This window comes from Paracoccus salipaludis (assembly GCF_002287065.1).
GTDB lineage: Bacteria > Pseudomonadota > Alphaproteobacteria > Rhodobacterales > Rhodobacteraceae > Paracoccus > Paracoccus salipaludis.
In genome coordinates this window covers 232,901-258,204 of record NZ_NSJZ01000002.1, presented here as the reverse complement: position 1 = coordinate 258,204, position 25,304 = coordinate 232,901, and the positions used below count along the sequence as shown (strand labels likewise).

30 protein-coding genes are annotated in these 25,304 nt (G+C 69.6%); 16 read left to right on the top strand and 14 right to left on the bottom strand.

Annotated features, from left to right (window positions below; all coding sequences use genetic code 11):
* Position 1: 1 nt before the first annotated feature.
* The 6 genes from odhB (at position 2) to CK240_RS03885 (ending at position 5,248) form a co-directional block, all read left to right on the top strand.
* The gene (odhB, locus tag CK240_RS03910; protein WP_095639019.1) at positions 2–1,618 is read left to right on the top strand and encodes a 2-oxoglutarate dehydrogenase complex dihydrolipoyllysine-residue succinyltransferase; all 1,617 of its coding nucleotides are present in this window, start codon (positions 2–4) and stop codon (positions 1,616–1,618) included.
* A gap of 57 nt (positions 1,619–1,675) precedes the next feature.
* Entirely contained in the window at positions 1,676–1,936 is a 261-nt protein-coding gene (locus tag CK240_RS03905; RefSeq protein ID WP_095639018.1) for a hypothetical protein, read from the top strand.
* Entirely contained in the window at positions 1,933–2,331 is a 399-nt protein-coding gene (locus tag CK240_RS03900) for an MAPEG family protein (protein WP_095639017.1), read from the top strand. Before CK240_RS03905 ends, CK240_RS03900 begins: the two co-directional genes overlap by 4 nt.
* A gap of 93 nt (positions 2,332–2,424) precedes the next feature.
* Positions 2,425–3,813 carry a dihydrolipoyl dehydrogenase gene (gene lpdA / locus CK240_RS03895; protein WP_095639016.1) on the top strand — a complete coding sequence of 463 codons (1,389 nt, stop codon included), beginning with the start codon at positions 2,425–2,427 and terminating at the stop codon, positions 3,811–3,813.
* Between the two features lie 200 nt (positions 3,814–4,013).
* Positions 4,014–4,502, top strand: coding sequence for a lytic transglycosylase domain-containing protein (locus CK240_RS03890; protein ID WP_095639015.1), 489 nt, complete (start codon positions 4,014–4,016; stop codon positions 4,500–4,502).
* A gap of 62 nt (positions 4,503–4,564) precedes the next feature.
* Positions 4,565–5,248, top strand: a complete 684-nt coding sequence (locus CK240_RS03885) for a hypothetical protein (protein ID WP_095639014.1) — start codon at positions 4,565–4,567, stop codon at positions 5,246–5,248.
* Between the two features lie 68 nt (positions 5,249–5,316).
* Here CK240_RS03885 and CK240_RS03880 read toward each other — a convergent pair whose 3' ends face one another.
* Positions 5,317–6,069 (bottom strand): NAD kinase, encoded by a 753-nt coding sequence (locus CK240_RS03880; protein WP_095639013.1) that lies wholly within the window; start codon positions 6,067–6,069, stop codon positions 5,317–5,319.
* Positions 6,070–6,182: 113 nt separating this feature from the next.
* On the opposite strand from CK240_RS03880, the gene glyA reads away from it, so the two are divergent.
* Complete coding sequence (gene glyA, locus CK240_RS03875; RefSeq protein WP_095639012.1) at positions 6,183–7,466, top strand: serine hydroxymethyltransferase; 1,284 nt, start codon at positions 6,183–6,185, stop codon at positions 7,464–7,466.
* Between the two features lie 99 nt (positions 7,467–7,565).
* Here the strand turns inward: glyA and CK240_RS03870 are convergent, their stop codons facing one another.
* Positions 7,566–7,949 carry a hypothetical protein gene (locus tag CK240_RS03870; protein ID WP_095639011.1) on the bottom strand — a complete coding sequence of 128 codons (384 nt, stop codon included), beginning with the start codon at positions 7,947–7,949 and terminating at the stop codon, positions 7,566–7,568.
* A gap of 82 nt (positions 7,950–8,031) precedes the next feature.
* Between CK240_RS03870 and CK240_RS03865 the strand changes: the two genes are divergently transcribed.
* Complete coding sequence (locus CK240_RS03865) at positions 8,032–8,799, top strand: alpha/beta fold hydrolase (RefSeq protein ID WP_095639010.1); 768 nt, start codon at positions 8,032–8,034, stop codon at positions 8,797–8,799.
* Between the two features lie 3 nt (positions 8,800–8,802).
* Here the strand turns inward: CK240_RS03865 and CK240_RS03860 are convergent, their stop codons facing one another.
* From CK240_RS03860 to CK240_RS03845, 4 genes are all read right to left on the bottom strand, one after another.
* Positions 8,803–9,003 (bottom strand): hypothetical protein, encoded by a 201-nt coding sequence (locus CK240_RS03860; RefSeq protein ID WP_095639009.1) that lies wholly within the window; start codon positions 9,001–9,003, stop codon positions 8,803–8,805.
* A gap of 66 nt (positions 9,004–9,069) precedes the next feature.
* Positions 9,070–9,606: a cytochrome b gene (locus tag CK240_RS03855; protein WP_095639008.1), complete on the bottom strand. Its 537-nt coding sequence runs from the start codon at positions 9,604–9,606 to the stop codon at positions 9,070–9,072.
* 68 nt (positions 9,607–9,674) lie between these two features.
* The gene (locus CK240_RS03850; RefSeq protein ID WP_095639007.1) at positions 9,675–9,989 is read right to left on the bottom strand and encodes a TraR/DksA family transcriptional regulator; all 315 of its coding nucleotides are present in this window, start codon (positions 9,987–9,989) and stop codon (positions 9,675–9,677) included.
* 164 nt (positions 9,990–10,153) lie between these two features.
* Entirely contained in the window at positions 10,154–10,639 is a 486-nt protein-coding gene (locus tag CK240_RS03845; RefSeq protein ID WP_095639006.1) for a nucleoside deaminase, read from the bottom strand.
* 101 nt (positions 10,640–10,740) lie between these two features.
* Between CK240_RS03845 and CK240_RS03840 the strand changes: the two genes are divergently transcribed.
* Entirely contained in the window at positions 10,741–11,238 is a 498-nt protein-coding gene (locus CK240_RS03840; RefSeq protein WP_240517273.1) for an REP-associated tyrosine transposase, read from the top strand.
* Positions 11,239–11,281: 43 nt separating this feature from the next.
* On the opposite strand, the gene CK240_RS18155 is transcribed toward CK240_RS03840, so the two are convergent.
* Genes CK240_RS18155 through CK240_RS03830 form a run of 3 tightly spaced genes read right to left on the bottom strand, consistent with a single transcriptional unit; the run spans position 11,282 to position 14,631 of the window.
* Positions 11,282–11,845, bottom strand: a complete 564-nt coding sequence (locus CK240_RS18155; protein WP_135058787.1) for a hypothetical protein — start codon at positions 11,843–11,845, stop codon at positions 11,282–11,284.
* 41 nt (positions 11,846–11,886) lie between these two features.
* The gene (lepA, locus tag CK240_RS03835) at positions 11,887–13,686 is read right to left on the bottom strand and encodes a translation elongation factor 4 (RefSeq protein WP_095639005.1); all 1,800 of its coding nucleotides are present in this window, start codon (positions 13,684–13,686) and stop codon (positions 11,887–11,889) included.
* 39 nt (positions 13,687–13,725) lie between these two features.
* Positions 13,726–14,631, bottom strand: coding sequence for a DMT family transporter (locus CK240_RS03830; RefSeq protein ID WP_095639004.1), 906 nt, complete (start codon positions 14,629–14,631; stop codon positions 13,726–13,728).
* Positions 14,632–14,684: 53 nt separating this feature from the next.
* Here CK240_RS03830 and CK240_RS03825 point away from each other — a divergent pair, with 53 nt between their 5' ends.
* From CK240_RS03825 to CK240_RS03815, 3 genes are all read left to right on the top strand, one after another.
* Positions 14,685–14,873, top strand: coding sequence for a heavy-metal-associated domain-containing protein (locus CK240_RS03825; RefSeq protein ID WP_095639003.1), 189 nt, complete (start codon positions 14,685–14,687; stop codon positions 14,871–14,873).
* Positions 14,874–15,062: 189 nt separating this feature from the next.
* Positions 15,063–15,365 carry a hypothetical protein gene (locus CK240_RS03820; RefSeq protein WP_095639002.1) on the top strand — a complete coding sequence of 101 codons (303 nt, stop codon included), beginning with the start codon at positions 15,063–15,065 and terminating at the stop codon, positions 15,363–15,365.
* Positions 15,362–16,039, top strand: coding sequence for an NAD-dependent deacylase (locus CK240_RS03815; protein ID WP_095639001.1), 678 nt, complete (start codon positions 15,362–15,364; stop codon positions 16,037–16,039). Before CK240_RS03820 ends, CK240_RS03815 begins: the two co-directional genes overlap by 4 nt.
* Positions 16,040–16,117: 78 nt before the next feature.
* Here the strand turns inward: CK240_RS03815 and CK240_RS03810 are convergent, their stop codons facing one another.
* Positions 16,118–18,541, bottom strand: coding sequence for a heavy metal translocating P-type ATPase (locus CK240_RS03810; protein WP_095639000.1), 2,424 nt, complete (start codon positions 18,539–18,541; stop codon positions 16,118–16,120).
* A gap of 426 nt (positions 18,542–18,967) precedes the next feature.
* Between CK240_RS03810 and CK240_RS03805 the strand changes: the two genes are divergently transcribed.
* Together CK240_RS03805 and mnmH are read left to right on the top strand one after the other, a co-directional pair.
* Positions 18,968–19,549, top strand: coding sequence for a L,D-transpeptidase (locus tag CK240_RS03805; RefSeq protein WP_095638999.1), 582 nt, complete (start codon positions 18,968–18,970; stop codon positions 19,547–19,549).
* A gap of 23 nt (positions 19,550–19,572) precedes the next feature.
* Positions 19,573–20,658 carry a tRNA 2-selenouridine(34) synthase MnmH gene (gene mnmH / locus CK240_RS03800; protein ID WP_240517272.1) on the top strand — a complete coding sequence of 362 codons (1,086 nt, stop codon included), beginning with the start codon at positions 19,573–19,575 and terminating at the stop codon, positions 20,656–20,658.
* Positions 20,659–20,661: 3 nt separating this feature from the next.
* On the opposite strand, the gene CK240_RS03795 is transcribed toward mnmH, so the two are convergent.
* The 3 genes from CK240_RS03795 to rpmB all read right to left on the bottom strand — a co-directional run bounded on the left by CK240_RS03795 (position 20,662) and on the right by rpmB (position 21,922).
* Entirely contained in the window at positions 20,662–21,171 is a 510-nt protein-coding gene (locus tag CK240_RS03795; RefSeq protein WP_095638997.1) for a copper chaperone PCu(A)C, read from the bottom strand.
* Positions 21,172–21,210: 39 nt separating this feature from the next.
* Entirely contained in the window at positions 21,211–21,534 is a 324-nt protein-coding gene (locus CK240_RS03790; RefSeq protein ID WP_095638996.1) for a hypothetical protein, read from the bottom strand.
* 112 nt (positions 21,535–21,646) lie between these two features.
* Positions 21,647–21,922 carry a 50S ribosomal protein L28 gene (rpmB, locus tag CK240_RS03785; protein ID WP_090754202.1) on the bottom strand — a complete coding sequence of 92 codons (276 nt, stop codon included), beginning with the start codon at positions 21,920–21,922 and terminating at the stop codon, positions 21,647–21,649.
* A gap of 210 nt (positions 21,923–22,132) precedes the next feature.
* On the opposite strand from rpmB, the gene meaB reads away from it, so the two are divergent.
* Positions 22,133–23,116: a methylmalonyl Co-A mutase-associated GTPase MeaB gene (gene meaB / locus CK240_RS03780; protein ID WP_095638995.1), complete on the top strand. Its 984-nt coding sequence runs from the start codon at positions 22,133–22,135 to the stop codon at positions 23,114–23,116.
* A gap of 152 nt (positions 23,117–23,268) precedes the next feature.
* Here the strand turns inward: meaB and CK240_RS03775 are convergent, their stop codons facing one another.
* Positions 23,269–23,964, bottom strand: coding sequence for a hypothetical protein (locus tag CK240_RS03775; protein WP_135058786.1), 696 nt, complete (start codon positions 23,962–23,964; stop codon positions 23,269–23,271).
* Between the two features lie 209 nt (positions 23,965–24,173).
* On the opposite strand from CK240_RS03775, the gene CK240_RS03770 reads away from it, so the two are divergent.
* The gene (locus tag CK240_RS03770; RefSeq protein ID WP_095638993.1) at positions 24,174–25,256 is read left to right on the top strand and encodes a bifunctional transcriptional activator/DNA repair enzyme AdaA; all 1,083 of its coding nucleotides are present in this window, start codon (positions 24,174–24,176) and stop codon (positions 25,254–25,256) included.
* The last annotated feature ends 48 nt before the right edge of the window (positions 25,257–25,304 follow it).

Here is a 25,304-nt window from a genome sequence, read left to right as displayed (position 1 = left end):
GATGACGACCGAAGTCCGAGTGCCCGCGCTGGGCGAAAGCGTCAGCGAGGCCACCATCGCCACCTGGTTCAAGAAGCCCGGCGACGCCGTGGCCGTGGACGAGATGCTGTGCGAGCTGGAAACCGACAAGGTGACGGTCGAGGTCCCCTCGCCCGCCGCCGGCATCCTGGCCGAGATCGTGGCGCCCGAGGGCGAGACGGTGGGACCCAACGCGCTTCTGGCGCAGATCACCGAAGGCGGGGCGGCAGCCGCCCCGCGCGACAATGCAACGGCGGCGGCCCAGCCCGCCCAGGACAAGACCGCAGACGGGGGAAAGCCGAAGATGGCGGGAAACAAGGTTGACGTGATGGTGCCGACGCTCGGCGAAAGCGTGACCGAGGCGACGGTCGCCACCTGGTTCAAGAAGGTGGGCGACACCGTCCGTCAGGACGAGATGCTGTGCGAACTGGAAACCGACAAGGTGTCGGTCGAGGTGCCCAGCCCTGCCTCGGGTGTCCTGACCGAGATCCTGGCCGGGGAAGGCTCCACCGTTGACGCCAAGGCCCGCCTTGCGCTGATCACCGAGGGCGGCGCTTCGGGCGGCTCGACCGGCGGCGCGGGTCCGGGCGACGCGCCCGTGGTGGACCCCGACAAGCGGATCGAGAAGGCCGACGAGGTGAACTCGCCCGGCGCCGGCCCCGAGCAGATGACCCCCCGCGAGGGTGCGGGCCGCACCGACATCGAGGACGCGCCCTCGGCCCGCAAGGCCATGGCCGAGGCCGGCGTCAGCCGCGACCAGGTCCAGGGCTCGGGCCGCGACGGCCGCGTGATGAAGGAAGACGTGGCCCGCGCCGCGCAGGCCCCCGCGCCCGCGCCCCAGCGGACCGAGGCGCCCCAGCCTGCGCCCGCGCCCCGCGCGCCCTCCTCGGCCGAGGATGCGCGCCGCGAGGAACGGGTCAAGATGACCCGCCTGCGCGCGACCATCGCCCGCCGCCTGAAGGACGCCCAGAACACCGCCGCGATCCTGACCACCTACAACGAGGTGGACATGTCGGGCGTGATGGACCTGCGGAACGCCTACAAGGACCAGTTCGAGAAGAAGCACAAGGTGAAGCTGGGCTTCATGTCCTTCTTCGTGAAGGCCTGCTGCCACGCGCTGAAGGAAGTGCCCGAGGTCAACGCCGAGATCGACGGCGGCGACATCGTCTACAAGAACTTCGTCCACATGGGCGTCGCGGTCGGCACGCCCAGCGGCCTCGTGGTCCCTGTCGTGCGCGATGCCGACCAGAAGTCCTTCGCCGGCATCGAGAAGGAGATCGCCGAGCTGGGCGTCCGCGCCCGTGACGGCAAGCTGACCATGGCCGACATGCAGGGCGGCACCTTCACCATCTCGAACGGCGGCGTCTACGGCTCGCTGATGTCCTCGCCGATCCTGAACCCGCCGCAGTCGGGCATCCTGGGGATGCACAAGATCCAGGACCGCCCGGTCGTGGTCGGCGGCCAGATCGTGATCCGCCCGATGATGTACCTGGCGCTCAGCTACGACCACCGCATCGTGGACGGCAAGGGCGCGGTGACCTTCCTCGTGCGCGTCAAGGAAGCGCTGGAGGATCCCCGCCGCCTGCTGATGGACCTCTGATCCGGTCCGGGGCGTTCGGACCGCTGAACGCCCCGTTCCGAAGAAAGGACCATACCCATGACCAACCAGATCATCGCCCGCTACGACATCGCCGACTATGCCCAGTTCCGGGCCGAGTTCGACGCGGATGCCGAGGACCGCGGCAACGCCTCGCTGTCGGTGCTGCAGATCTGGCGCGAGGGGACGGGACGGGTCTGGGTGCTGTATCAGGTCGCGGACGGCAAGCGCGCGCTGGACTACCTGCAAGGCGCGGCGCAGGTCTTGAATGGTCGCGCCGGCGTGCAGGACGCGGACTATCACGTGGTGCAGACGGCATGATCCCACCCTCGCCCGAACTGGTGGTCCTGGGCCTCGCCGCGATCCTGCAGGCGATCCAGATCGGGCTTGCCGGCTGGTCGATGGGCCGGGACGGGCTGAGCGGGTGGAACGCCGGCCCCCGCGACGCCGAGCCGCAGTTCTCGCCCCGGACGGGGCGGCTGCGGCGCGCGGTGAACAACCATTTCGAGGCGCTGGCCTTCTTCACCATCGCCGTCGTCCTGGTCCAGTTCACCCAGTCGAACGGTGGCCTGACCGCCACCTGCGCCTGGCTCTACCTGTTCGCCCGCGTCCTTTATGTCCCGGCCTATGCGCTCGGCTGGTCGCCCTGGCGCTCGCTGATCTTCGGGGTGGGGTTTCTCGCCACGATGCTGATGATCCTGACCGCGCTCTTCTGAGTCCGGGCGGTCGCAAATATCCCGCGGGATCGTCGTCCACGACGATGGGGGCGCGAAGCCCCGGTCCGGCGGCCAAGAACAAAGGACGATGTCATGTATGATCTGATCGTGATCGGCGCCGGCCCCGGGGGCTATGTCTGCGCCATCCGCGCCGCGCAGCTGGGCCTGAAGGTCGCCTGCGTCGAGGGGCGCGAGACGCTGGGCGGCACCTGCCTGAACGTCGGCTGCATCCCCTCGAAGGCGCTGCTGCACGCGAGCCACATGGCCCACGAGATGCACGAGAACTTCGCCAAGATGGGCCTGATGAACGCCCATGCCGACATCGACTGGGACCGGATGCAGGCCTACAAGGCCGAGACCGTGGGCACCAACACCAAGGGCATCGAGTTCCTGTTCAAGAAGAACAAGATCGACTGGCTCAAGGGCTGGGCCACCATCCCGGCCGCGGGCAAGGTCCAGGTGGGCGACCAGACCTACGAGACGAAGAACATCGTCATCGCCTCGGGCTCGGCCGCGACCTCGCTGAAGGGCGTCGAGGTGGACAACGACGCGGGCATCGTGGTCGATTCCACCGGCGCGCTGGCGCTGAAGAAGATCCCGCAGACCATGGTCGTGATCGGCGCGGGCGTGATCGGGCTGGAACTCGGCTCGGTCTACAGCCGCCTCGGCACCGATGTCACGGTGGTGGAATACCTGGACGCCATCACCCCCGGCATGGACGGCGAGGTGCAGAAGCAGTTCCAGCGCATCCTGTCCAAGCAGGGGCTCAAGTTCATCCTCGGCGCCGCCGTCTCGGGGGTTGAGGTCGCAGACGGCCGCGCCACCGTCACCTACAGCCCGAAGAAGGGCGGCGACGCCCAGACGCTTGACGCCGACGTGGTGCTGGTCGCCACGGGCCGCCGTCCGTATCACGACGGCCTGGGCCTTGATGCGCTGGGTGTCACCCTGACGGATCGCGGGCAGATCGCCATCGACAGCCACTTCGCCACCAGCGTGCCGGGCGTCTACGCCATCGGCGATGCGGTGCCGGGCCCGATGCTGGCCCACAAGGCCGAGGACGAGGGCATGGCCGTGGCCGAGATCATTGCCGGCAAGCAGGGCCATGTGAACTACGACGTGATCCCCGGCGTGATCTACACGACGCCCGAGGTCGCGGCCGTGGGCCTGACCGAGGAAGGCGCCAAGGCCTCGGGCCGCAAGGTCAAGGTCGGCAAGTTCCCCCTGATGGGCAACGCGCGCGCCAAGGCGATGCTGCAGGCGGAAGGCTTCGTGAAGCTGATCGCGGACGCGGACACCGACCGCATCCTGGGCTGCCACATCATCGGCCCCGGCGCGGGCGAGATCATCCACGAGGTCTGCGTGGCGATGGAGTTCGGCGCGGCCGCGCAGGACCTGGCGCTTACCTGCCACGCCCATCCCACGGTCAGCGAGGCGGTGCGCGAGGCGGCGCTCGCCTGCGGCGACGGCGCGATCCACGTGTGACCGGAAAGGCCGGGCGGTGCCCGGCCTGGCCTCCGGCGGGGGTATTTGGGTGAGAAAGAAGCCGAAGGGTCGCGCGATCCTTCGGCGTTTTCTTGCCGATGGAATGGCCGGCCGTGGCGGCGGTCCGCTTTGCCGCTGGCGCGAGGGTGATGTGCGGCTATCGTCCGGCGCAGCCATAACCAGAATCCGGCAGGACAGTGATGACCCGAACCATAACCCGCCTCAGTGCGCTTGCGCTGGTGACAGTTCTCGCGGCCTGCGGCAGCGGCGGCGGCAAGTCGGAGCGGATGTACCTGGCCCAGCCGCGTGTGTCTCAAGCCGATCTGCACCCCAACGAGACTCCCGAGCTGCGCGCGCTGATCCGCAAGTACTCGGCCCTTTATGGCGTGCCCGAGGACCTCGTCCATCGCGTCGTCATTCGCGAAAGCCGGCATCGCCCGGGCGCCCGCAACGGCCGCTACTACGGGCTGATGCAGATGGCGCCCGCGACCGCGCGCGGCATGGGGTATAGCGGTTCGCCCCAGGGGCTGCTGGATGCCGAGACGAACCTGAAATACGGCGTGAAATACCTGCGAGGCGCTTACCTGGTCGCGGACGGCAACCACGACGCCGCGGTCAAGTGGTATTCGCGCGGCTATTACTACGAGGCCAAGCGCAAGGGCCTGCTGGAAGAAGCCGGGCTGCGCTGAGGGTCCGCCCCGGAACGCGCCACCCGGCCGCGCGTTCGGAGGCGTAGCAAGCCCTGGGCGACATGCGCGGCATCAGCATCACCTCCTGGAACGACTTCCTGTCCGCCGTGATCGGCGTGGCGCTGTTCGCGCTGATCGGAATCGGCATCCGGCTGCTTCTGATGTTCACCATTCAGGCGCGGCGCGAGCGGATGAACCGGCAGATCAACGAGCGGCTCAAGCTGCTGATCGCGGCCTACAAGACGCTCGGCGGGTCATTCACGGGCGAGCTTTCGGTGGACCCCACCCACCTGCGCGACCTGCGCCAGCGCATGGCCGAGGAGGACGGTGCCCCCGACGCACCCGACAGCCCGGGCGCCGACCGCCGCCGCCGCATCCGCGACGCCGTCGAGGCCGCGCTGTCCGACATCCTGCTGCTTGGAACCGAGGAGCAGGTGCGCCTGGCCGAGCGCGCCGCGCGCGAACTGGTCGAGGGCCGGAGGGTCCACACGCAGGAGCTTGTCGTCTTGCTGCGCAACTTCATCCGCGAGGCGCTGGACCTTGACCCGGTGCCCACAAGCCTTGCCATTCCACCCCAGGGCCCTGCCCGGCCCGCGACGGGCGCGGGCAGCCGCAACCGGGGCGAAGGCGGCGGCAGCGGTCGTGGAGGCGGCGGCGGAATGGGCGAGGGCGGCATGGGCGGCGGCGGGATGGGCGGCGGCATGGGCATGGGACTGGGCACGGACCGCCATGATCCCGACCCCTAGGGCACCTGCCCCTCAGACATCATTACGCGAGGTTGGCCTTCCCGCCCCCGTGACGGGTTCGAAGCGCCTCAGGTGAACTGTTCGCGCAGCATCCGCTCCTCCATCCCGTGGCCGGGATCGAACAGAAGGCGGTGGGCGATGCGCGGCTCGGTGCGGATCTCGACCCACAGCACGCGGTCCACCTGCTTGGCGTCGGCATCGGCCATGACGGGGCGCTTGCGGGGGTCCAGCACGTCCATGCGGATCACCGAATCGTTGCGCAGGATCGCGCCCCGCCAGCGGCGCGGGCGGAAAGGGGCCAGCGCCGTCAGGGCCAGCACGTCCGAGCCCATCGGCAGGATCGGCCCGCCGGCCGAATAGTTGTAGGCGGTCGATCCGGCCGGCGTCGCCACCAGCAGGCCATCGCAGACCATCTCCTCCATCCGCACGCGGCCGTCCACGCTGATGCGGATGCGCGCGGCCTGCGGACCCGCGCGCAGCATGGACACCTCGTTGATCGCCAGCGCCCGGTATTCGTCGCCGTCGATCGCGCCAGCCACCATCGACAACGGGTTGATGACGGTTTCCTCGGCATGGGCGATGCGGTCGGGCAGGTCGTCCTCGTCGTAGCTGTTCATCAGGAAGCCCACGGTGCCCCGGTTCATCCCGTAGACCGGACGCCCGAGGTTCTGGCGCAGCGTGGACAGAAGGAAGCCGTCGCCCCCCAGCGCCACCACCACGTCGGCGCGGGTGGCGGGGGCCTGTCCGTAACGCTCCATCAGCCGGCCAAGGGCATTCTGGGCGACATCGGTCTCGTTGGCGGCAAAATGGATCGCGGTCATGGGGCGCATCCATGCACCCCGCCCGGCCCTTGGCAAGCCTCGGCAGCGCCGAGGCGCTGGAAGGACCGGCGCAAAGTGGCTAACAGGGCGCTGACCCTGGCCCGGAGGACTCCATGACCGACAGCGCATTCTTCACCGAAGCCCTTTCCACCCGCGACCCCGAGATCTTCGACGCGATCCGCAAGGAACTGGGCCGCCAGCGCGACGAGATCGAGCTGATCGCCTCGGAAAACATCGTCAGCCGCGCGGTGCTGGAAGCGCAGGGCTCGGTGATGACGAACAAGTATGCCGAGGGCTATCCGGGCAAGCGCTATTACGGCGGCTGCGAGTTCGTGGACATCGCCGAGAACCTGGCGATCGACCGCGCGAAGCAGCTGTTCGGCTGCGACTTCGTGAACGTCCAGCCGAACTCGGGCAGCCAGGCGAACCAGGGGGTCTACCAGGCGCTGCTGACGCCGGGCGACACCATCCTGGGGATGAGCCTCGACGCGGGCGGGCACCTGACCCATGGCGCCAGGCCCAACCAGTCGGGCAAGTGGTTCAACGCGGTGCAATACGGCGTGCGCAAGCAGGACAGCCTGCTGGACTATGACCAGGTCGAGGCGCTTGCGAACGAACACAAGCCCAAGGCGATCATCGCCGGCGGCTCGGCCATTCCGCGCATCATCGACTTTGCCCGCCTGCGCCAGATCGCGGACCAGGTCGGCGCCTGGCTGATCGTGGACATGGCCCATTTCGCGGGGCTGGTGGCGGCGGGGCTTTACCCCTCGCCCTTCCCGCACGCGCATGTGGCGACCACGACCACGCACAAGACGCTGCGCGGGCCGCGTGGCGGCATGATCCTGACGAACGACGCCGACATCGCCAAGAAGATCAACTCGGCGATCTTCCCCGGCATCCAGGGCGGCCCGCTGATGCATGTGATCGCCGCCAAGGCCGTGGCCTTCGGCGAGGCGCTGCGGCCCGAGTTCAAGGATTATGCCAAGCAGGTCGTCCTGAACGCGCAGGCGCTGGCGGACGAGCTGATGAAGGGCGGGCTGGACATCGTGACCGGCGGCACCGACACGCACCTGATGCTGGTCGACCTGCGGCCCAAGGGCGTGAAGGGCAACCAGACCGAGGATGCTCTGGGCCGCGCGCATATCACCTGCAACAAGAACGGCATCCCCTTTGACCCGGAAAAGCCGACCGTGACCTCGGGCGTCCGCCTGGGCTCGCCCGCAGGCACCACGCGCGGCTTCGGCGAGGAGGAGTTCCGCCAGATCGGCCGCTGGATCGTCGAGGTCGTGGACGGCCTGGCCGCCAACGGCCCGGACGACAATGCCGAGGTCGAGGCCCGCGTCGCGGGCGAGGTCAAGGCGCTTTGCGCGCGCTTCCCGCTTTACGAGGGGCTGTAAGGACCAAGGCGCGCCGGACCGTCCGGCGCGTCCATCTTCCCGGGCGCGCAATCGCAGGGCGCGTGCCTCGCAGGCATCGTCACCGCCCTGCCACCGCCTTCAGATCATCCCGCGCCGGACCATGATCCAGACGGCGATGGCGCCGACCAGCAGCAGCCCCAGCATGACGGCGGCGGCCACGTTCAGCGCCCCCTCCTGCCAGCGGGCCGAGGCCCCCAGCGGGCGAAGATAGCGGATCAGTTCGGCATGGGCCCTGGCGGCGGCCGTGCCGTCCACCTGCCGCGCCAGCCTTGGCGTCGCCGCCTGCTTCTGCGCCCGGGCCAGCAGCTCCGCCGCGCGGCGCTGGCGGCGCGGCAGGGCGCGGCCCCGGCGGCGCAGCATGGTGGCAAGGTCCGGCTGCGTGCCCCGCCGCGCGCCGCCCAGCCGCTGCGCCATCAGCACCGCCACCTCGTCGGCCATCGCCCGCACGTCGTCCTGCGCCATTCCCCTGTCCCCTGCCCTTCCGGATCGGGCGAAAGGATAGGTCGCTTGCGGGCGCTTCGCCAGACGGGCTAGCATCGCCCGCATGAAACTGTCGCTCACCGTCACGGGCCAGCCCGGTCCCCTGCCCCCCGTCCTTGTCGCGCATGGCCTGTTCGGGCAGGCGCGGAACCTCGGCGTGATCTCGCGCGCCCTGTCCGAAACGCGGCAGGTGCTGGCCGTGGACATGCGCAACCACGGCGACTCGCCCTGGGACGACCGGCACGACTATGACGCGCTGGCCGGCGACCTGGCCGAGGTGATTTCGGCGCATGGCGGTCGGGCGGATGTCGTCGGGCATTCGATGGGCGGCAAGGCGGCGATGCGGCTGGCGCTGACGCGCGGCGACATGGTCCGGCGGCTGGCCGTCCTGGACATCGCCCCGCTCGCCTATGGCCACACGCAGGACGGCATCATCGAGGCGCTGGAAGCCACGGATGTCGCCAGCGCCACCAGCCGCAGCGGCGCCGACACGCTTCTTGCCCAGCAACTGGACGACCACAGCGTCCGCGCCTTCCTGCTGCAATCGCTGGACCTCAAGGCCAGCCCGCCGCGCTGGAAGATGAACCTCGCGGCCCTGCGCGCCAACATGGAGAACCTCACCGGCTGGCCGGGGGGCGGCACGCCCTTCGACGGCCCCGCCCTGTTCCTGCGCGGCGGCGACAGCGATTACGTGACCGACCGGGGCGAGGACGCGATCCGCGAGTTCTTCCCGCAGGCCGTCATCGAGGCGGTCCCCGGCACCGGCCACTGGCTGCACGCCGAAAAGCCGGGGCAGGTCACGCCCCGGGTCGCGGACTTCCTGAACGGCTGAGCGTCAGAGGCTGTCCTTGGGGTCGGTCGCCTGGATGCGCTTTGCGACCAGCCAGGCGACCAAAAAGCCCCCGACCGCGCCGACAACGGCAGCCGACAGCATCGCGCGCCAGTCGTAATAGCCGAGCGTCAGCATGATGATGACGCCGACGCCCGCCAGCGTGGGCACGGACATCATTGCAAGAAACAGGAACAGCCGCGACATCGCCCAACCTCTTCGTCTCGTTCAGGCCCGCCTAACGCACGGCGGCGGGCCTCGCCTTGATCCAGATCAGCCCCGGCGGCGCTGATTGACGGGGGGCACCCGTTCCACCCCCTGCTCGGGCCGCGTCATGCGCCGGATCAGCCCGTCCCTGCGGATGAACTGGTGATAGACAACCCCCGCCAGATGCATCGCCACCAGCGCCAGAAGGACCGGCACGGTGTTCTCGTGCAGGTTCCCCATCGCGCGGCTGGGGATAAGATAGGCGGCCAGCCCCACGACCGGCATGGCGATCAGCACCACATAGAACAGCCAGTGGTTCAGCTTGGACAGCACCTTGTCCCAGCCGGGCGAATCCGCCTTGGACGGCGGCGCGCCATGGGTGAAGCGCAGGGCCAGCCGGGTCAGCATGAAGATCAGGATCGCGATGCCCGACACCATGTGCCAGACGGCGTTGCCCATGATCGGCCGGCCGTCTTCGGCCCGCATCAGGGCGCGGAAATATTCGCTCATCATCCCCCCGGTGAGAAGCTGGACGATGACCAGGGCGAAGACGCCCCAGTGAAGCGCGATCTGGATGGCAGAGTATCGGGCGGGGTGACGCATGGCGTTGCCTTCGCAAAGGGGGCTCTCAGGCTGGAATGCACCAGCGGCCCGAATGTTCCACGGCCGCCTCAGGGCGAGCAGTTGGCGCAGAAGGGCGTGTCCGGCAGAAGCTGCAGCCGCTTTTCCGCGATGGGATTGCCGCACCGCACGCAGTCGCCGTAGTCCCCCGCCTCGATCCGGGCGAGCGCCGCGTCGATGCGCCGGATCTCGGCCTGGTCGGAATGGCCGAGCGCGGTCAGCACCTCGTCCCCCTGACGTTCCGAGGCCGCGTCCTCCCAGTCCTTGGGCATGGGATCGTCGAGCTGGTCCTCGATGCGGGCAATGTTGCCGAGCAGTTCGGTGCGGCGGGCGAGAAGGATGTCCCTAGCGGCTTCGGGGGTCATGGTGTGCCCTTCCCTTGCTGGCTGTGGTGGAGTCCAGATCAGCGGGAGGCTACCCTTTCGTCAAGCCCGAGGGTTCGGGCTGCGGGGTTCCGCCGCAGCGGCTGGCACCGCGGGGGATCATACGGGGATGCTACCGCAGGGTGCAGGATGCAAGGTGACCCGTCCTATGACTGCTGCCGGGAGTGGCGCCGGTGGAGGTCGCGCATTTCCTCTGCCAGTTCGGGCACGGGTCCCTCGACCGGCAGGCCCGGCACCACCTCCTGGATGGGCAGGGGGCGGACGGAGAGAGGACCGCGACCAAGCTCGGCCATCCAGTCGGCGTATTGTTGCGCCGAGTGGACATAGACGATCCGCCCCAGCCCGACCCAGCCATGCGCGGCGGCGCACATGGGGCAATGCTCCCCCGAGGTGAAGACGGTGGCCGCCTCCCGCTCCTCTGGCGTCATGTGGCGGGCGGCCCACTGTGCCAGCGCGAGTTCCGGATGCAGGGTCGCATCGCCGCCCCCGGTCCGGTTCCGATCCTCGGCCAGCACGGTCCCGTCCGCCGCCACGAGGACCGAACCGAAGGGCTGGTCCCCCGCCGCGAGCGCCTCGGCCGCAAGCTCGATGCAGCGGCGCAGGTGGTGGAGTTCGGTGGCGGTGGGGGTCATGGGGTCCTCCGGCGGGTCAACCACCGGAATGATGGGCCGCGACCCTCATGCGGGTCAATGCGGTGAGGCTTTGTTAACTGCGCGCGCCCCAGGCTACGGGGATGCCGCGTTACATCCGCCCGCGCCATCCTGGCGCCACGATCTTCTTCACGGTCGCGCTGGCCCAGCGCGGATCGCACCTGCTGGTCGCGGAAGTGGAGCGGCTGCGCCAAGCCGTCCGCGACACCCGCGCCGAACGGCCGTTCGGCATCGAGGCATGGGTGGTGCTGCCGGACCATCTGCACTGCATCTGGCGGATGCCCGAGGAGGACGCGGATTACGCCACGCGATGGCGCCTCATCAAGGCGCGGTTCTCGCGTGGGATCCAGGCGGGTCCGCGGCGCCCAAGCCATGTGGCACGAGGCGAGCGCGCGCTGTGGCAGCAGCGCTTCTGGAAGCATCACATCGACGACGAGGCTGATCTCGCGGCGCATCTGCGGTATTGCTGGTTCAATCCGGTAAGCACGGGCTGGTGGAGCGGCCTTAGGACTGGGCGTTCTCTTCGATCCAACGCAAGATCGGCGGACCGCAACGGGCACGGGCAGACGGTGATCCGTTAGGTGCGTGCTCCCCACGCACCTAACGCTTACGTGCTGCCGTGCTTCAAGCTGAAACTAAATCCTTCGCGTTAGCCGCCATGCCCAATAGGCCCGCAACAGCCGGGAGACTTTTGGCGGCAAAGCTTAGCGCCCTCTCTCCGAAAAGATAGCGCGCAATTTGCCCAGCTGCATCTTGACGAAGATGAACTGGATCATGCGGACCTGTTCTGTGTAGTTCAATGGCTATGTCCCCGATAGATTCGATGAGGCGCAATATACCAGCATCACTGCGGCCGTTGAGACGAAGAAAATAATGATCCCTGTCGGGCGTTATCTCAAAAACAATAGCTGGCAGGGAGGCAGAAGTAAGGCCAAGCTTATTTATGGCAAGGTTCGTGGCAGCGTAATCATAATGCTCTTCGCTGAAGACAGCATCGACTGCATAGCCCTCAAATTTATAAGGTATCATGAAATGCCATGCTTTTCCTACTTGTGCATCAAAAGCTCGGGCTGCACGCATAATCTTTTCGACACGAGATGGATAATACGCTCGGTCAAGATACAAACTTAGGACAGCTCTTGAACGACGAAGCTCATCCATTTGACTCTGGTTTTTGACAAGCCACATTCCAGACCATATCCCTTTTTTAGTTAAGGCGCGCGCGCACCTCACCCATCCATCTTCAACGCCGAGATAAACGCGCTCTGCGGGATCTCGACCTTCCCGAACTGGCGCATCTTCTTCTTGCCGGCCTTCTGCTTCTCCAGCAGTTTCTTCTTCCGCGTGGCGTCGCCGCCGTAGCACTTGGCGGTCACGTCCTTGCGCAAGGCCGCCAGCGTTTCGCGCGCGATCACTCGGCCGCCGATGGCCGCCTGGATCGGGATCTTGAACATGTGCCGCGGGATCAGCTCCTTCAGCTTCTCCACCATCGCGCGGCCGCGCGCCTCGGCGCGGTCGCGGTGGACCATGATCGACAACGCGTCCACCGGCTCGTCGTTCACCAGGATGGACATCTTGACTAGGTTGTCCTCGCGGTATTCCGAGATCTGGTAGTCGAACGAGGCATAGCCCTTGGTCACCGATTTCAGCCGGTCGTAGAAGTCGAAGACGACCTCGGCCAGCGGCAGGTCATAGACCACCATCGCGCGCGAGCCCGCATAGGTCAGGTCCAGCTGGATGCCGCGGCGGTCCTGGCACAGCTTCAGCACGTCGCCCAGGTACTCGTCGGGGACCATGATCGTGGCCTTGATCCGCGGCTCCTCGATATGGTCGATCATCATGGGGTCGGGCATGTCGGCCGGGTTGTGCAATTCGCGCACCTCGCCGTCCTTCATGTGCAGGCGGAAGACCACGCTCGGCGCGGTGGTGATCAGGTCGAGGTCGTATTCACGCTCCAGCCGGTCGCGGATGACCTCGAGGTGCAGCAGGCCCAGGAAGCCGCAGCGGAAGCCGAAGCCCAGCGCCGCCGAGGTTTCCATCTCGTAGGAGAAGCTCGCGTCGTTCAGCGCCAGCTTCTCGATGGCGTCGCGCAGGGCGTCGAAGTCGTTGGCATCCACGGGAAAGAGGCCGCAGAAGACGACCGGCTGGGCGGGCTTGAAGCCGGGCAGCGGTTCCTCGGTGCCCTTGCGCTCATGGGTGATGGTATCGCCGACGCGTGTGTCGCGGACCTGCTTGATGGAGGCGGTGAAGACGCCGATCTCGCCGGGGCCCAGTTCGGGGATGTCCACCATGCGCGGGGTCAGGACGGCCAGCTTGTCGATGCCGTAGACGGCGCCGGTCTGCATCATGCGGACGCGGTCGCCCTTGCGGATCACGCCGTCCATGACCCGGATCATCACGACGACGCCGAGATAGGCGTCATACCAGCTGTCCACCAGCATCGCCTTCAGCGGCGCGTCGCGCGTTCCCTTGGGCGCGGGCAGGCGGGTGACGATGGCCTCCAGCACGTCGGGGATGCCCAGGCCCGTCTTGGCCGAGATCAGCACCGCGTCGGATGCGTCGATGCCGATCACGTCCTCGATCTGTTCCTTGACCCGCTCGGGTTCCGCCGCGGGCAGGTCGATCTTGTTCAAGACCGGCACGATCTCGTGCCCCGCGTCGATCGCCTGATAAACGTTGGCCAGCGTCTGCGCCTCGACCCCCTGCGTCGCGTCGACCACCAGCAGCGACCCCTCGACCGCGCGCATCGACCGGCTGACCTCGTAGGCGAAGTCCACGTGGCCGGGGGTGTCGATCAGGTTCAGCGTATAGGTCTTGCCGTCCTTCGCCTGATAGCTGATGCGGACGGTGTTGGCCTTGATGGTGATGCCGCGCTCGCGCTCGATATCCATGCTGTCGAGCAGCTGCTCCTTCATGTCGCGGTCGGCGACAGTGCCGGTCGACTGGATCAGCCGGTCGGCGAGCGTGGATTTGCCGTGGTCGATATGGGCCACGATCGAGAAGTTGCGGATGAGGTCAAGCTGGGTCATGCGCGGCTTCTACAGCCACGCCGGGCTTGCGGGAAGGGGTCAGCGGCGGCGGTTGCGCACAAGCTCGCGCCACATGGCGAAGGCGCCCGAGCCGACGATCAGCGCGGCACCGGCAAGCGTCGCCGCATCCGGCCGTTCGCCGAAGACGGCGACGGCGATCCCCAGGGCGAAGATCAGGCGGACATAGCGCAGCGGCGCGATCAGCGAGGCCTCTCCGGCGCGGGTGGCGCCGACCATCATCGCATAGCCCAGCACGCTGAAGGCGATGCAGCCCAGGAAGCCCAGCGCCTCGGGACGCGTGGGAACCAGCATCGGCGTCCCCTGCACCAGGGCCAGCGCCAGCCCCGCCGGCACCAGCGCCGCGAAGGCCGAAGCCGAAAGCTGGTGCGAGGGCACCCGCGCCGGCATCCGCCGCGTCGCCAGATCGCGCACCGCCAGTCCCGCCACGCCCACCAGCGCCAGCGCGGATTGCGGCTGGAACCCCGCCGCGCCGGGCCGGATGATCAGCAGGACGCCCGCGAAGCCGACAAGGATCGCCGTCCAGCGCCGCCAGCCGACCTTCTCGCCGAGAAACAGCGCGCCCCCCATCACCAGCGCCAGCGGCAGCGCCTGCAGGATCGCCGAGGCCGAGGCCAGGTCCGTCAGGGCCAGCGCCAGCGTGAAGCCGATGGACCCCACCGCCTCGCCCCCGTTGCGCAGCAGGACGGCGGGGGTCAGCAGGGCGCGGGTGAACAGCCGCCCCCCGGCCCGCCGGAGCATGATCCAGAAGACCGCCATGCCCAGCACGCCCAGCGTGGCCAGCACCTGCCCCACGGGCAGCCTCGCGGCCAGGGTCTTGATGGCCGCGTCCTCGACCGCGAAGGCGGCCATGGCGGCGATCATCAGGGCCGCCGCGCGCAGGTTGGCGGCGCCCTGCAGCGGGCTCGGGGGACTGGTGGCGGTCATGGCCCGGGCGATGCTAGACTGGCCCCCTCGCGTCAAGCACGAAAGGTTTCGCCATGAGGTTCCACGTCGAGGACATGAGCTGCGGCCACTGCACCGCCACCATCGAGGCCGCCATCGCCAGGGCCGGGGGGCAGGCCCGCACCGACCTGGACAGCAGGACCGTGACCGTCGAGGGCATGGGCAGCGCGCGGGCGGCCGAGGTCATCAAGGAAGCGGGCTACACCGCCGTTCCCGTCGAATAGCGTCACCGAATCGGCGCTTCCGCCCTCCTGCCCCGGCGCCGGTCGCGCGCCCCTTCATGCATGGATTTGCGGCATTCTGTTTCGTTGCCGCATGACCCCGGCGATGGTATTCCTGAAGCTGTCCGCAACCACCGGCGGAACCAAGGCACGACTGCCGCAAAGGCAGCATTCAGGACGAGGAGACACCAGATGATGAAGCCCGTCGTGGCCATCGCCGCCATCCTTCTGACCACCCCCTTCGCCGAGGCCGGCCCCATCGACAACGCCTGCATCCGGTCCGACCGCGGCGCCCGCAGCCCGGGCCTTTGCGGCTGCATCCAGCAGGTCGCGGACCAGACCCTGTCGCGCGCCGACCAGCGCCGCGCCGCCGGGTTCTTCCGCAACGCCCAGCAGGCGCAGGACGTGCGGATGTCCAAGCGGGCCGCCGACAACCAGTTCTGGGACCGCTACAAGACCTTTGCGGCCACGGCGGAACGCTACTGCGCGCGGTGAGGATCGTCGTCCTGACCGGCGCGGGGCTGTCGGCCGAAAGCGGCCTTGCGACCTTCCGCGACTCGGACGGGCTCTGGGAACGGCACCGCGTCGAGGACGTGGCCACGCCCGAGGCCTTCCGCCGCAACCCCGCGCTGGTCATGCGCTTCTACGACGCGCGCCGGCTGGGGGCCGCCTCGGCCCGGCCCAACCCCGCGCATCAGGCGCTGGCGCGGCTCAGCCGCCAGCCCGGCGTCACGCTGATCACCCAGAACGTGGACGCCCTGCTGGACCGCGCGGGCGCGCAGGACGTGATCCACATGCACGGGCGGCTCGACTCGGCCCTCTGCGCCGCCTGCGGCCATCGCTGGCCCGCCCCCGACACGATGCCCGTCGGGATGCCCTGCCCCCGCTGCGGCAAGCCCGAGGCCCGGCCCGACATCGTCTGGTTCGGCGAGATGCCCTATCACATGGACCGGATCGAGGCCGCGCTGGACCGCGCCGACCTTTTCGCAGCCATCGGCACCTCGGGGAATGTCTACCCGGCCGCGGGCTTCGTGGACGTCGCCGCGATGAACGGCGCGGAAACGGTGGAACTCAACCTCGCCGCCACCGCGCCCGGCCGCTTCGACCGGGTGATCGAGGGTCCTGCCAGCCGCACCGTCCCGGAATGGGTCGCCTCGCTGATCGGCTGAACTCGCCGGTTCGTTCTTCTTCGTGAAAATATCCCGCGGGGGTCCGGGGGCGCGAAGCCCCCGGTCCGGCCTCTGCCCTCAGCGAAACCGCCGCAGCCGCAGCGCATTCGTCACCACGAAGACCGAGGACAGCGCCATGGCTGCCGCCCCCAGCATGGGCGACAGCCGCGGCCCGCCCAGGGGCACCAGCACCCCCATCGCCACCGGGATCAGCGCGACGTTGTAGGCGAAGGCCCAGAACAGGTTCTGCCGGATGTTGCGCATCACCGCCCGGCTCAGCCGGATCGCCTTCGCCACCCCCGAGGGATCGCCCGAGGCCAGCACGACCTCGGCCGCCTCGATGGCGACATCGGTGCCCGAGCCGATGGCGATGCCCGTCTCGGCCGCCGCCAGCGCGGGCGCGTCGTTGATGCCGTCGCCCACGAAGACGCTGCCCTCGCCCATGCCCCGGATCGCCTCCAGCTTGCCCTCGGGCAGCACGCCCCCGGTCACATGGTCGATGCCCAGGCGCCGGCCCACGGCCTCGGCGGCGGCGGGAACGTCGCCCGAGATCATGCGCGTCTCGATCCCAAGCCCGTGCAGCGCGGCTACCGCCTGAGCCGAGGTGTCGCGCACCGGATCGGCCATGCCCATGACCGCGACATGCGTCCCGTCCACGGCCAGATGCACCGGAGTCGCGGCCTCGGCCGACAGCGCCCCGGCCCGTGCGACCAGTTCCGGGTCGGGGGTGATCCCGGCCTCCTCCAGCGCCCGGGCGTTGCCGATCAGCACGGCGCGGCCTTCGACCGTCGCGCGCAGGCCCCGGCCCGCGCTGGCCGACACGGCCGAGGCGGCAGGCACCTCGATCCCCTGCTCGCGCGCGGCGGCCAGAACGGCGGCGGCCAGCGGATGCTCGGACCGCGCCTCGGCACCCGCAGCCAGCCGCAGGGCCTCGGCCTCCTCCATGCCACGCGCCTCAAGCGCGACCAGCGCCGGGCGGCCAAGCGTCAGGGTGCCGGTCTTGTCGAAGCCCACGACCCGCGCGTCGGCCAGCCGCTGCAGCGCGTCGCCGCGCCGGAACAGGATGCCCAGTTCCGCCCCCCGGCCCGTGCCCACCATGATCGAGACCGGCACCGCCAGCCCCATCGCGCAGGGGCAGGCGATGATCAGGACTGAGATCGCGGACACCAGCGCGTCCGTCAGCCCCGCCCCCATCAGCATCCAGACTGCAAAGGTCAGGACCGCCAGCCCGATCACCACGGGCACGAAGACCCGCGTCACGCGGTCCACCATGCCCTGCACGGGCAGCTTGGCGGCCTGCGCGTCTTCGACCATCCGCACGATCCGCGCCAGCGCCGTGTCCGCGCCCACCGCCGTCACGCGATAGCTCAGCGCCGAGGCGCCGTTGACCGTGCCCCCCGTCACCCGGTCGCCCGGGGCTTTCGCCACCTGCAGCGGCTCGCCCGTCAGCATGGATTCGTCGATCGCGCCCTGCCCTTCGGTGATCTCGCCGTCCACCGCCACGCGCTCGCCCGGCAAAAGCTCGACCAGGTCGCCGGGAACCAGTTCCGCGACCGGCACCTCGGCCACCGCGCCGCCGCGCCGCACGCGGGCGGTCGAGGGGGCGAGTTCGACCAGCCGCCGGATCGCCTGACCCGCCTGTCCGCGCGCCCGCGCTTCCAGCCAGCGGCCCAGCAGGATCAGCGTCACGATGACGGCCGCCGCCTCGTAATAGACATGCAGCGCGTCGGCGGGCAGCAGGCCCGGCGCGAAGGTGGCGACAGTGGAATACAGGAACGCCGCCCCCGCCCCCAGCGCGACGAGGCTGTTCATCTCGGGCGCGCCGCGCAGCAGCGCGGGGATGCCGTGGGCGAAGAAGATCCGCCCCGGCCCCGCCAGCACCGCCAGCGTCAAAACGAACTGCACCCCCCACAGCAGCCGCATGTCCGCCACCGACATCAGCCAGTGGTGGAAGGGCGGGACCAGGTGCCCGCCCATCTCGAGGATGAACAGCGGCAACGTCAGGACGGCGGCCAGCATGAAGCGCCCGCGCAGCCCCGCGGCCTCGTCGCGCTGCGCCGCGCGGGCAGGTTCCGCCGCCGGGTCAGGAGCCGCTGCCTTGTAACCCGCGCGCGTCACCGCCCCCGCCAGCGCGGCGGGCGTGACCGAGGGCGCGTGCGTCACCGTGACCGACCGGGTGGCCAGGTTCGCCACCGCCCCCGTCACGCCGGGCAGCGCGGTCAGCGCGCGTTCCACCCGCCCCGTGCAAGAGGCGCAGGTCATCCCCTCGACGGACAGCCGCGTGGATGCCAGCGCGGCCGGATAGCCCGCGCGGCCCACCGCCTCGATGGCGGGGACCACGGCGGCGGGGTCGTCAAGATCCAGGCGCGCGCGGCGGGTGGCAAGGTTGACGCTGGCGCGGGCGACGCCGGGGACGGCGGCAAGCGCGCGCTCGGCCCGGCCCACGCAGGAGGCGCAGCTCAGGCCCTCGAGCTCGAATTCGATCTGTCGTGATTGTGCCATGATAAGCCTTCTCGATTCCATGTTTCATCGGAGCCGAAAAGGCGGAAGGGCGGGGCCTGCGGCCGTCCCGGAGGATCGGCGGCGGCCTCGGCCGGCTGCAGCACGGGCAGCAGGTCGGCATCCCGCGCGCGCAAGGTGACGGGGGCACGCGCCGCAAGCCCCCGGTCCCGCTGGTGGCAGCGGCAGCCGCGCCCGCCCCGTCCCCGGCACAGATGCGCCGGACGCACGGGCGCGCGACGCGGGCGCCTTGCGGGTCGGGGGGTCACGGAACGGCAGCACATGGGCGTTCTCCTTGCGGGACTCCATATGGGACCTCGTCCCGCCGGGCGCAACGCCGCCCCGTTGACGCCGCTTTGAGTTGAAATGCCGCCCCATAACCGCTAGCGCAAAGGCCAAAAGGCACGAACCACGAGGGACCGAGTGTCGATGAACCGCCGCCAGATGATGATGCTGACCCTGCCGCTGATCGCGGCGCCCGGCGCCCTGATGGCGCAGGCCACCGCACCGGCCGCCCCGCCGAAGGCCAAGGCCAAGGCTGCCTATGACCCCGCACCGACCGAGGTGCCGATCCGCGACGGCTTCGAGGTGGGCTCGATCGTGGTCGTCTCGGGCGACTATTACCTGTATCACGTCATCGCGCCGGGCCGCGCGATCCGCTACGGCGTGGCCGTCGGCAAGGACGAACTGGTCTGGAAGGGCCGCGCGCTGATCGGCCGCAAGGTCGAATGGCCCAGCTGGAAGCCGACCCCCGCGATGGTCCAGCGCAACCCGGCCCATTACAAGAAATACGAGAACGGGATGCCGGGCGGCCCGGAAAACCCCCTGGGCGCGCGCGCGCTTTATCTGCACACGGTCGGCGGGCAGGACACCTCGATCCGCATCCACGGCACGACCGAGCCGGGCTCCATCGGCCGCTCGGTGTCCAACGGCTGCATCCGGATGCGGAACGAGGCGGTGATGGACCTGTTCGACAAGGTGCCGATCGGCACCCCCGTCTACGTCTACTGAGCTTGCAACCGGCCGAGTTCCGCGTGACCAGCCTGTCGGACCTGGCGAAAGCCGGGTTCGACACGATCATCGACTCGCGTTCGCCATCCGAATACGCCGAGGATCACCTGCCCGGCGCGATCAACCTGCCTGTCCTGGACGACGCCCAGCGGGCCGAGGTCGGCACGATCTACAAGCAGGTCTCGCCCTTCCAGGCCCGCAAGATCGGCGGCGCCATCGCGGCGGCCAATGTCGCGCGCCACGTCGCGGGGCCGCTGGCGCGGCATGACGGCGGCTGGCGTCCGCTGGTCTATTGCTGGCGCGGGGGGCAGCGGTCGGGCGCCTTTTCGACGATCCTGGCGCAGATCGGCTGGCGGACATCGCGGCTGGAAGGGGGCTGGAAGTCCTGGCGCGCGCTGGTGCTGCGGCAGGTGCAGGACCTCGGGCCGCCCTCGCCGCTGGTCGTGCTGGACGGCAATACCGGCTCGGCCAAGACCGAGATCCTGGCGCGGCTTGCCCTGCGGGGCGTGCAGGTGATCGACCTGGAAGGGCTGGCCAACCACCGGGGTAGCCTGTTCGGCGCGATGCCCGGGGGGCAGCCCGCGCAGAAGCTGTTCGAAAGCCGCCTTGCCATGGCGCTGGCGGCGCTGGACCCCTCGCGCCCTGCGGTGATCGAGGCCGAAAGCTCGCGCATCGGCGATCTCGCGGTGCCGCGCGCCGTGTGGCAGGCGCTGTGCGCCGCGCCCCGGTTGCGGCTCGAGGTGCCTCTGGCGGCGCGGGCGGCCTATACGGCCAGAGCCTATGCCGACGCGGTGGCCGAGCCGGGCCGGGTCGAGGCCACCGTCGCCCGCCTTGCCCCCCTGCACCCGGCCGAGCGGATCGCGGCCTGGCGCGCCATGGCCAAGCGCGGCGACTGGGCCGCGCTCGCTTGCGGGCTGATGCGGGATCACTACGACCCGCGCTATGAAAAGCACCGCGCCCGGCACGAAGAGAACGAACGCGGGACGATTCCTGTGGCGCGGTTGACCGGGGACGGCCTTGACGCCGCCGCCGCTGCGGTCGAGGCCGCCGTGGAAGGGCTGGCATTGCCGGGGAACAAGGCTGCAGGCCCGGCCGGCCCGCAGCCCTGAGCGTCAGTTCGCCGGGGCCCCGTGCCCTGCGCCGTGGCCATGGGCGCCCGGCATCCCGGCCTTGTTGTCCACCTTCATCATCACCGGCACCTTCCCGCAGGGGCCGAAGTCCAGTGTCAGCGCGACCTCGTCGCCCTCGGCCAGCGCCGTCCTGGTGTCCATCAGCATGACGTGGTCGCCGCCGCGTTCCAGCGCGTGGGTTCCGCCCGCCGGGACGGTGACCGAGTCGATCGGCACCATGGACATGACGCCGTTTTCCTCGCGGTGGGTGTGCAACTCGGCGCGGTCGGTCAGGTCAGGGGCGCTGACGGCGGTCAGGACGCAGTCGGCGCTGCCCTTGTTCTCGATGGTCATGAAGGCCGCGCCGGCCTTGGGGTTGGTGGACCGCGCGTAGGCGCCGGTGACGGTCAGGTCGCCGGCGGTGACGCCGTGGTCATGGTCGTGGTCCGCACGGGCGGGCGCAGCAAGGGAAAGGACCGCCATCGCGGCGGCAAGGATCAGGGTCGGGTTCATGTCGGGTAAGCTCGCTTGAAGATGTCGCAAGGGGTTCGATCAGGCGGCGCGCCGGGGCGGAGGATCGCGCGCCTGCGGCATCGGTCGCGACAAGGGCGAGACCCGCACGGGCTCGGGCGGATCCGCGCGGCGGACCGCTCCCCTGCCCGGCGCGACGGTTGGTGAGGGCACATCCAGCGCCGCCAGCAGGCCCGGCGCCATGTCGGGGCAATAGCGTGCCCGCCCCGGATCACCCGGATCGGTGATGACGGCCATGCCGCCGCACAGGATCACTTCGGTCCCCGCGCGCAGCTGCCCCCGCGCCATGCCCAGCGACAGGCTGGTCAGCAGGACAAGCGCGATCAGGGCCAGCCGGAACACCATGGCGCAGCTTTAAGGCGCGATGGCGCCGCCGCCAAGGGATCGCGTCATCTGCCAACGGCAAAGGCCCCGCCGCCGCCGGCAGGGCCTTTCCGAAATTGCCGAAGGGAAGGGCTCAGGCCTTCGCCAGCTCGCGCTTGATCTTCAGGGCGCGGGGCGACAGCTCGTCGTCCTTGGCCTTCGCCAGGAAGGCGTCCAGCCCGCCACGGTGATCGACCGAGCGCAGCGCCGCCGCCGAGATCCGCAGCGAGTAGGACTGGCCCAGCTTGTCCGAGATCAGCGTGACGTCGTTCAGGTTCGGCAGGAACCGGCGACGGGTCTTGTTGTTGGCGTGGCTGACGTTGTTGCCGGTCATCGGCCCCTTGCCGGTCAGTTCGCAGACGCGCGACATGATGTTGATCCTTCGTTGCAGCGTCCGGCCCCGCTGCTCGGGTGCCGGAAATTGAAAGGGCGCCGACTGGCAGCGCCCGGAAATCCGTTGCGCGTGGATAGAGGCCGAAGTGGCCCGCGTCAAGCCCGAATCGCGCGCGGCTCCGTCTTGGCAAGCCGGCATCCCGCCAATACCACAGGCCGATCCGAACGCCCATCAGGGGGAACGCCCATGCCCGAGCCGACCGCGCCCGACATCGCCGACCTTGCCGCGCGCCTGGTCGCGGGCGAACGCAGGGCGCTGGCCCGTGCGATCACCCTGGTCGAAAGCGCCCGCCCCGACCACCGGGCGCAGGCGGTCGCGCTGCTGGCCGCCCTGCCCCCGCGGCAGGCGCTGCGGATCGGGCTGTCGGGCACGCCGGGGGTCGGCAAGTCCTCCTTCATCGAGGCCTTCGGGCTGATGCTGACAGGTCAGGGCCTGCGCGTGGCGGTGCTGGCGGTGGACCCCTCCTCGGCGCGCTCGGGCGGCTCGATCCTGGGCGACAAGACGCGGATGGAGCGGCTGTCGCGCGACCCCCTTGCCTTCATCCGCCCCTCGCCCAGCCAGGCCGAACTGGGCGGCGTCGGCCGCCGCACGCGCGAGGTCGTGCGCCTGGCCGAGGCCGCGGGCTTCGACGTGGTGCTGATCGAGACGGTGGGCGTCGGCCAGTCCGAGACGCTGGTGGCCGAGATGAGCGACCTTTTCGTGCTGCTGCTGGCCCCGGCGGGCGGGGACGAGCTTCAGGGCGTCAAGCGCGGCATCATGGAGATCGCCGACCTGATCCTGGTGAACAAGGCCGACGGAGAGCTGAAGGCCACCGCCACCCGCACCGTGGCCGACTATGCGGGCGCCCTGCGGCTGCTGCGCAAGCGCCCGCAGGACCCCGAGGGCTTTCCCAAGGCCCTGCCCGTTTCGGCGCTGGAAGGCGACGGCCTTGCGCGCGCATGGGAGGAGATGCAGGCCCTTGCCGACTGGCGCCGGCAGACCAGCCACTTCGCCCGCCACCGGGCCGAGCAGGCCGAAAGCTGGTTCCTGTCCGAGGTCCGCGCGGGCCTTCTGGCGCGTCTCCGGTGCGAGCCCGCCGCGGGCAGGCTGGCCGCGCTTGGCGCCGAGGTCGCCGCCGGCCGGGCCGATCCCGTGGCCGCGGCGGCGGAGATGCTGGCGGGACTGAAGTGAGCCCCCGGCAAGGGAACGCCTGCGCCTGGCCCGTTGGATCCGCAGGTCGTTCGAGGCGCAGCCACTAGACGACAGGCCTTCCGCATCCGTCTAAAGGTTTGCGGGGCGCTCGGCATCTTCCGCCCGGACCGGCCCTTTGCCCACGCTGCAGTTCAGCGGAACAGGGAAATTCCCGGCGCGAGACCGGCTTCCCCCCGGTACCGGATTAGGGCGAACAGGAACAGGATCACGCCCAGCCCTTCGGCGCCTTCCTCGATATTGACGAGCAGGCGGTAGGGCCGCGCGAGAATGTCTCCGTCGTTGGCCGACAGCACCTCGCCTCCGATCGCCTCCATGCCCAGCGCACCCGACAGGAAGATGCCCGCTGCCACCAGCATCATGCTTGCCACCTTCGGGCCGATCGCGCGCAGGAAAGGCACTAGGACGACAAGCCCGACCAGGCAGAGGATCGCTGCCGGTATCACCCAAGCGAAATGCAGGCCTCCCATGCCCCCAATCTTGGCGGACAGGATTTCATGAAAGCTCAGCCCCTCATCGGCGGAAAGCAGGAAGAACACGGCGCCGAGCAGAAGAAACTGAAGAGCGATGCGGCGGCTGCGAGAAAACATCTTGCTACCGGTATCGACCAGCATCAGCCCTGTCAGAGCCAGGATCGTCTGGGAAAACCAAGTGTAGAAGCTCCGCTCGGCATCGACGTCCAACAGCCAGACCCGGGCATCGGCGCTTAGCGCGATCGCATCCTGGAAGAAACTGCCGCCAAGAAGTACGGCCCACAACGTGCAGATAATTCCCATGCTCGAGGAATTGCTCAGGAAGCCACTCCTGACGTGTTGAGGATAAACAGGCATCGCAACCTTTGAAATTGTAACAGACTCATGACAGAGCTACCCGCAGGTCCATAAGGAAGGCTTTTCACCGCCGCCAGATCGATGATTGTGAAATCGTTGCGGTGATCATTTACTTCGTGAGAGGCGGGATATCAGGGTTAAGGCCAGCTATCGGAATGCCGCGCCCGATCACCGGCTGCGCGCCCGGGCGAATCGGATAAGGTGAGGGCATGGACACGCTTTTCTCCCTTCCCGACGATGCCACGCTCTACCGCGCGCTGACAGAGCGCGACGCCGCCTATGAGGGCCGCGCCTGGGTCGGCGTCAGGACGACCGGCATCTTCTGCCGCCTGACCTGCCCCGCGCGGAAGCCCCGTCCCGAGAACTGCCAATGGTTCGACAGCCCGGCGGCGGCCCTGGGCGCGGGCTTCCGCCCCTGCCTGCGCTGCCGTCCCGTGGCGCCCGAGGCGGAGGGCGATCCCGTGGTCCGGCGGATGCTGGACGCGCTGGCCTCCGATCCCGCGCGCCGCTGGACCGAGGCCGGGGTGGCGGCGCTGGGGCTGGACCCCTCGACCGTGCGGCGCGCCTTCAGGAGGCATTTCGGCATGAGCTTTCTCGACTACGCCCGCCAGTCCCGCCTGCGCGCGGGCCTGCGCGGCCTTTCCGGCGGCGCCCCCGTGATCGAGGCGCAGCTTGACGCGGGCTTCGACAGCGCCAGCGGCTTCCGCGACGCCTTCGCGCGGCTTTTCGGCCATCCCCCTGCCGCCATGGCGCGGGGCGGGCCGGGGCTGGTGGCGGAATGGCTGGATACGCCCCTGGGCGGCATGATCGCCGTCGCGGACGACCGCAGCCTGCATCTGCTGGAGTTCACCGACCGCAGGGAACTGGCGGCGGAACTGCGGCGGCTGTCCACGGCGGCGCAGGGCCGGATCGGGCTGGGGCGCAGCGCCGTCACCGATGCGGCCGAGGCGCAGCTTGCGCGCTATTTCGCGGGGGAAAGCGGCGAGTTCGACCTGCCCCTGGTGCTGCACGGCACCCCCTTCCTGCGCCAGGTCTGGACCGAGCTGCGCGCCATCCCGCCGGGCGCGACCGTCAGCTATGGCCAGCTTGCCGCGCGTCTGGGCCGCCCGACCGCAGCGCGGGCCGTGGCCCGCGCCGTGGGGACCAACCAGATCGCCATCGTGATCCCCTGCCACCGCGTCCTCGGCGCGGATGGCAGCCTGACCGGCTACGCGGGCGGGCTGTGGCGCAAGCAGGCGCTGATCGGGATCGAGCGGAAGCTGGCTCAGGCTGGACACGACAGCGCCGGTTGAGGCGCCGCACCGGGGGTTTTCCACCCCATCGTCGTATACGACGATCCC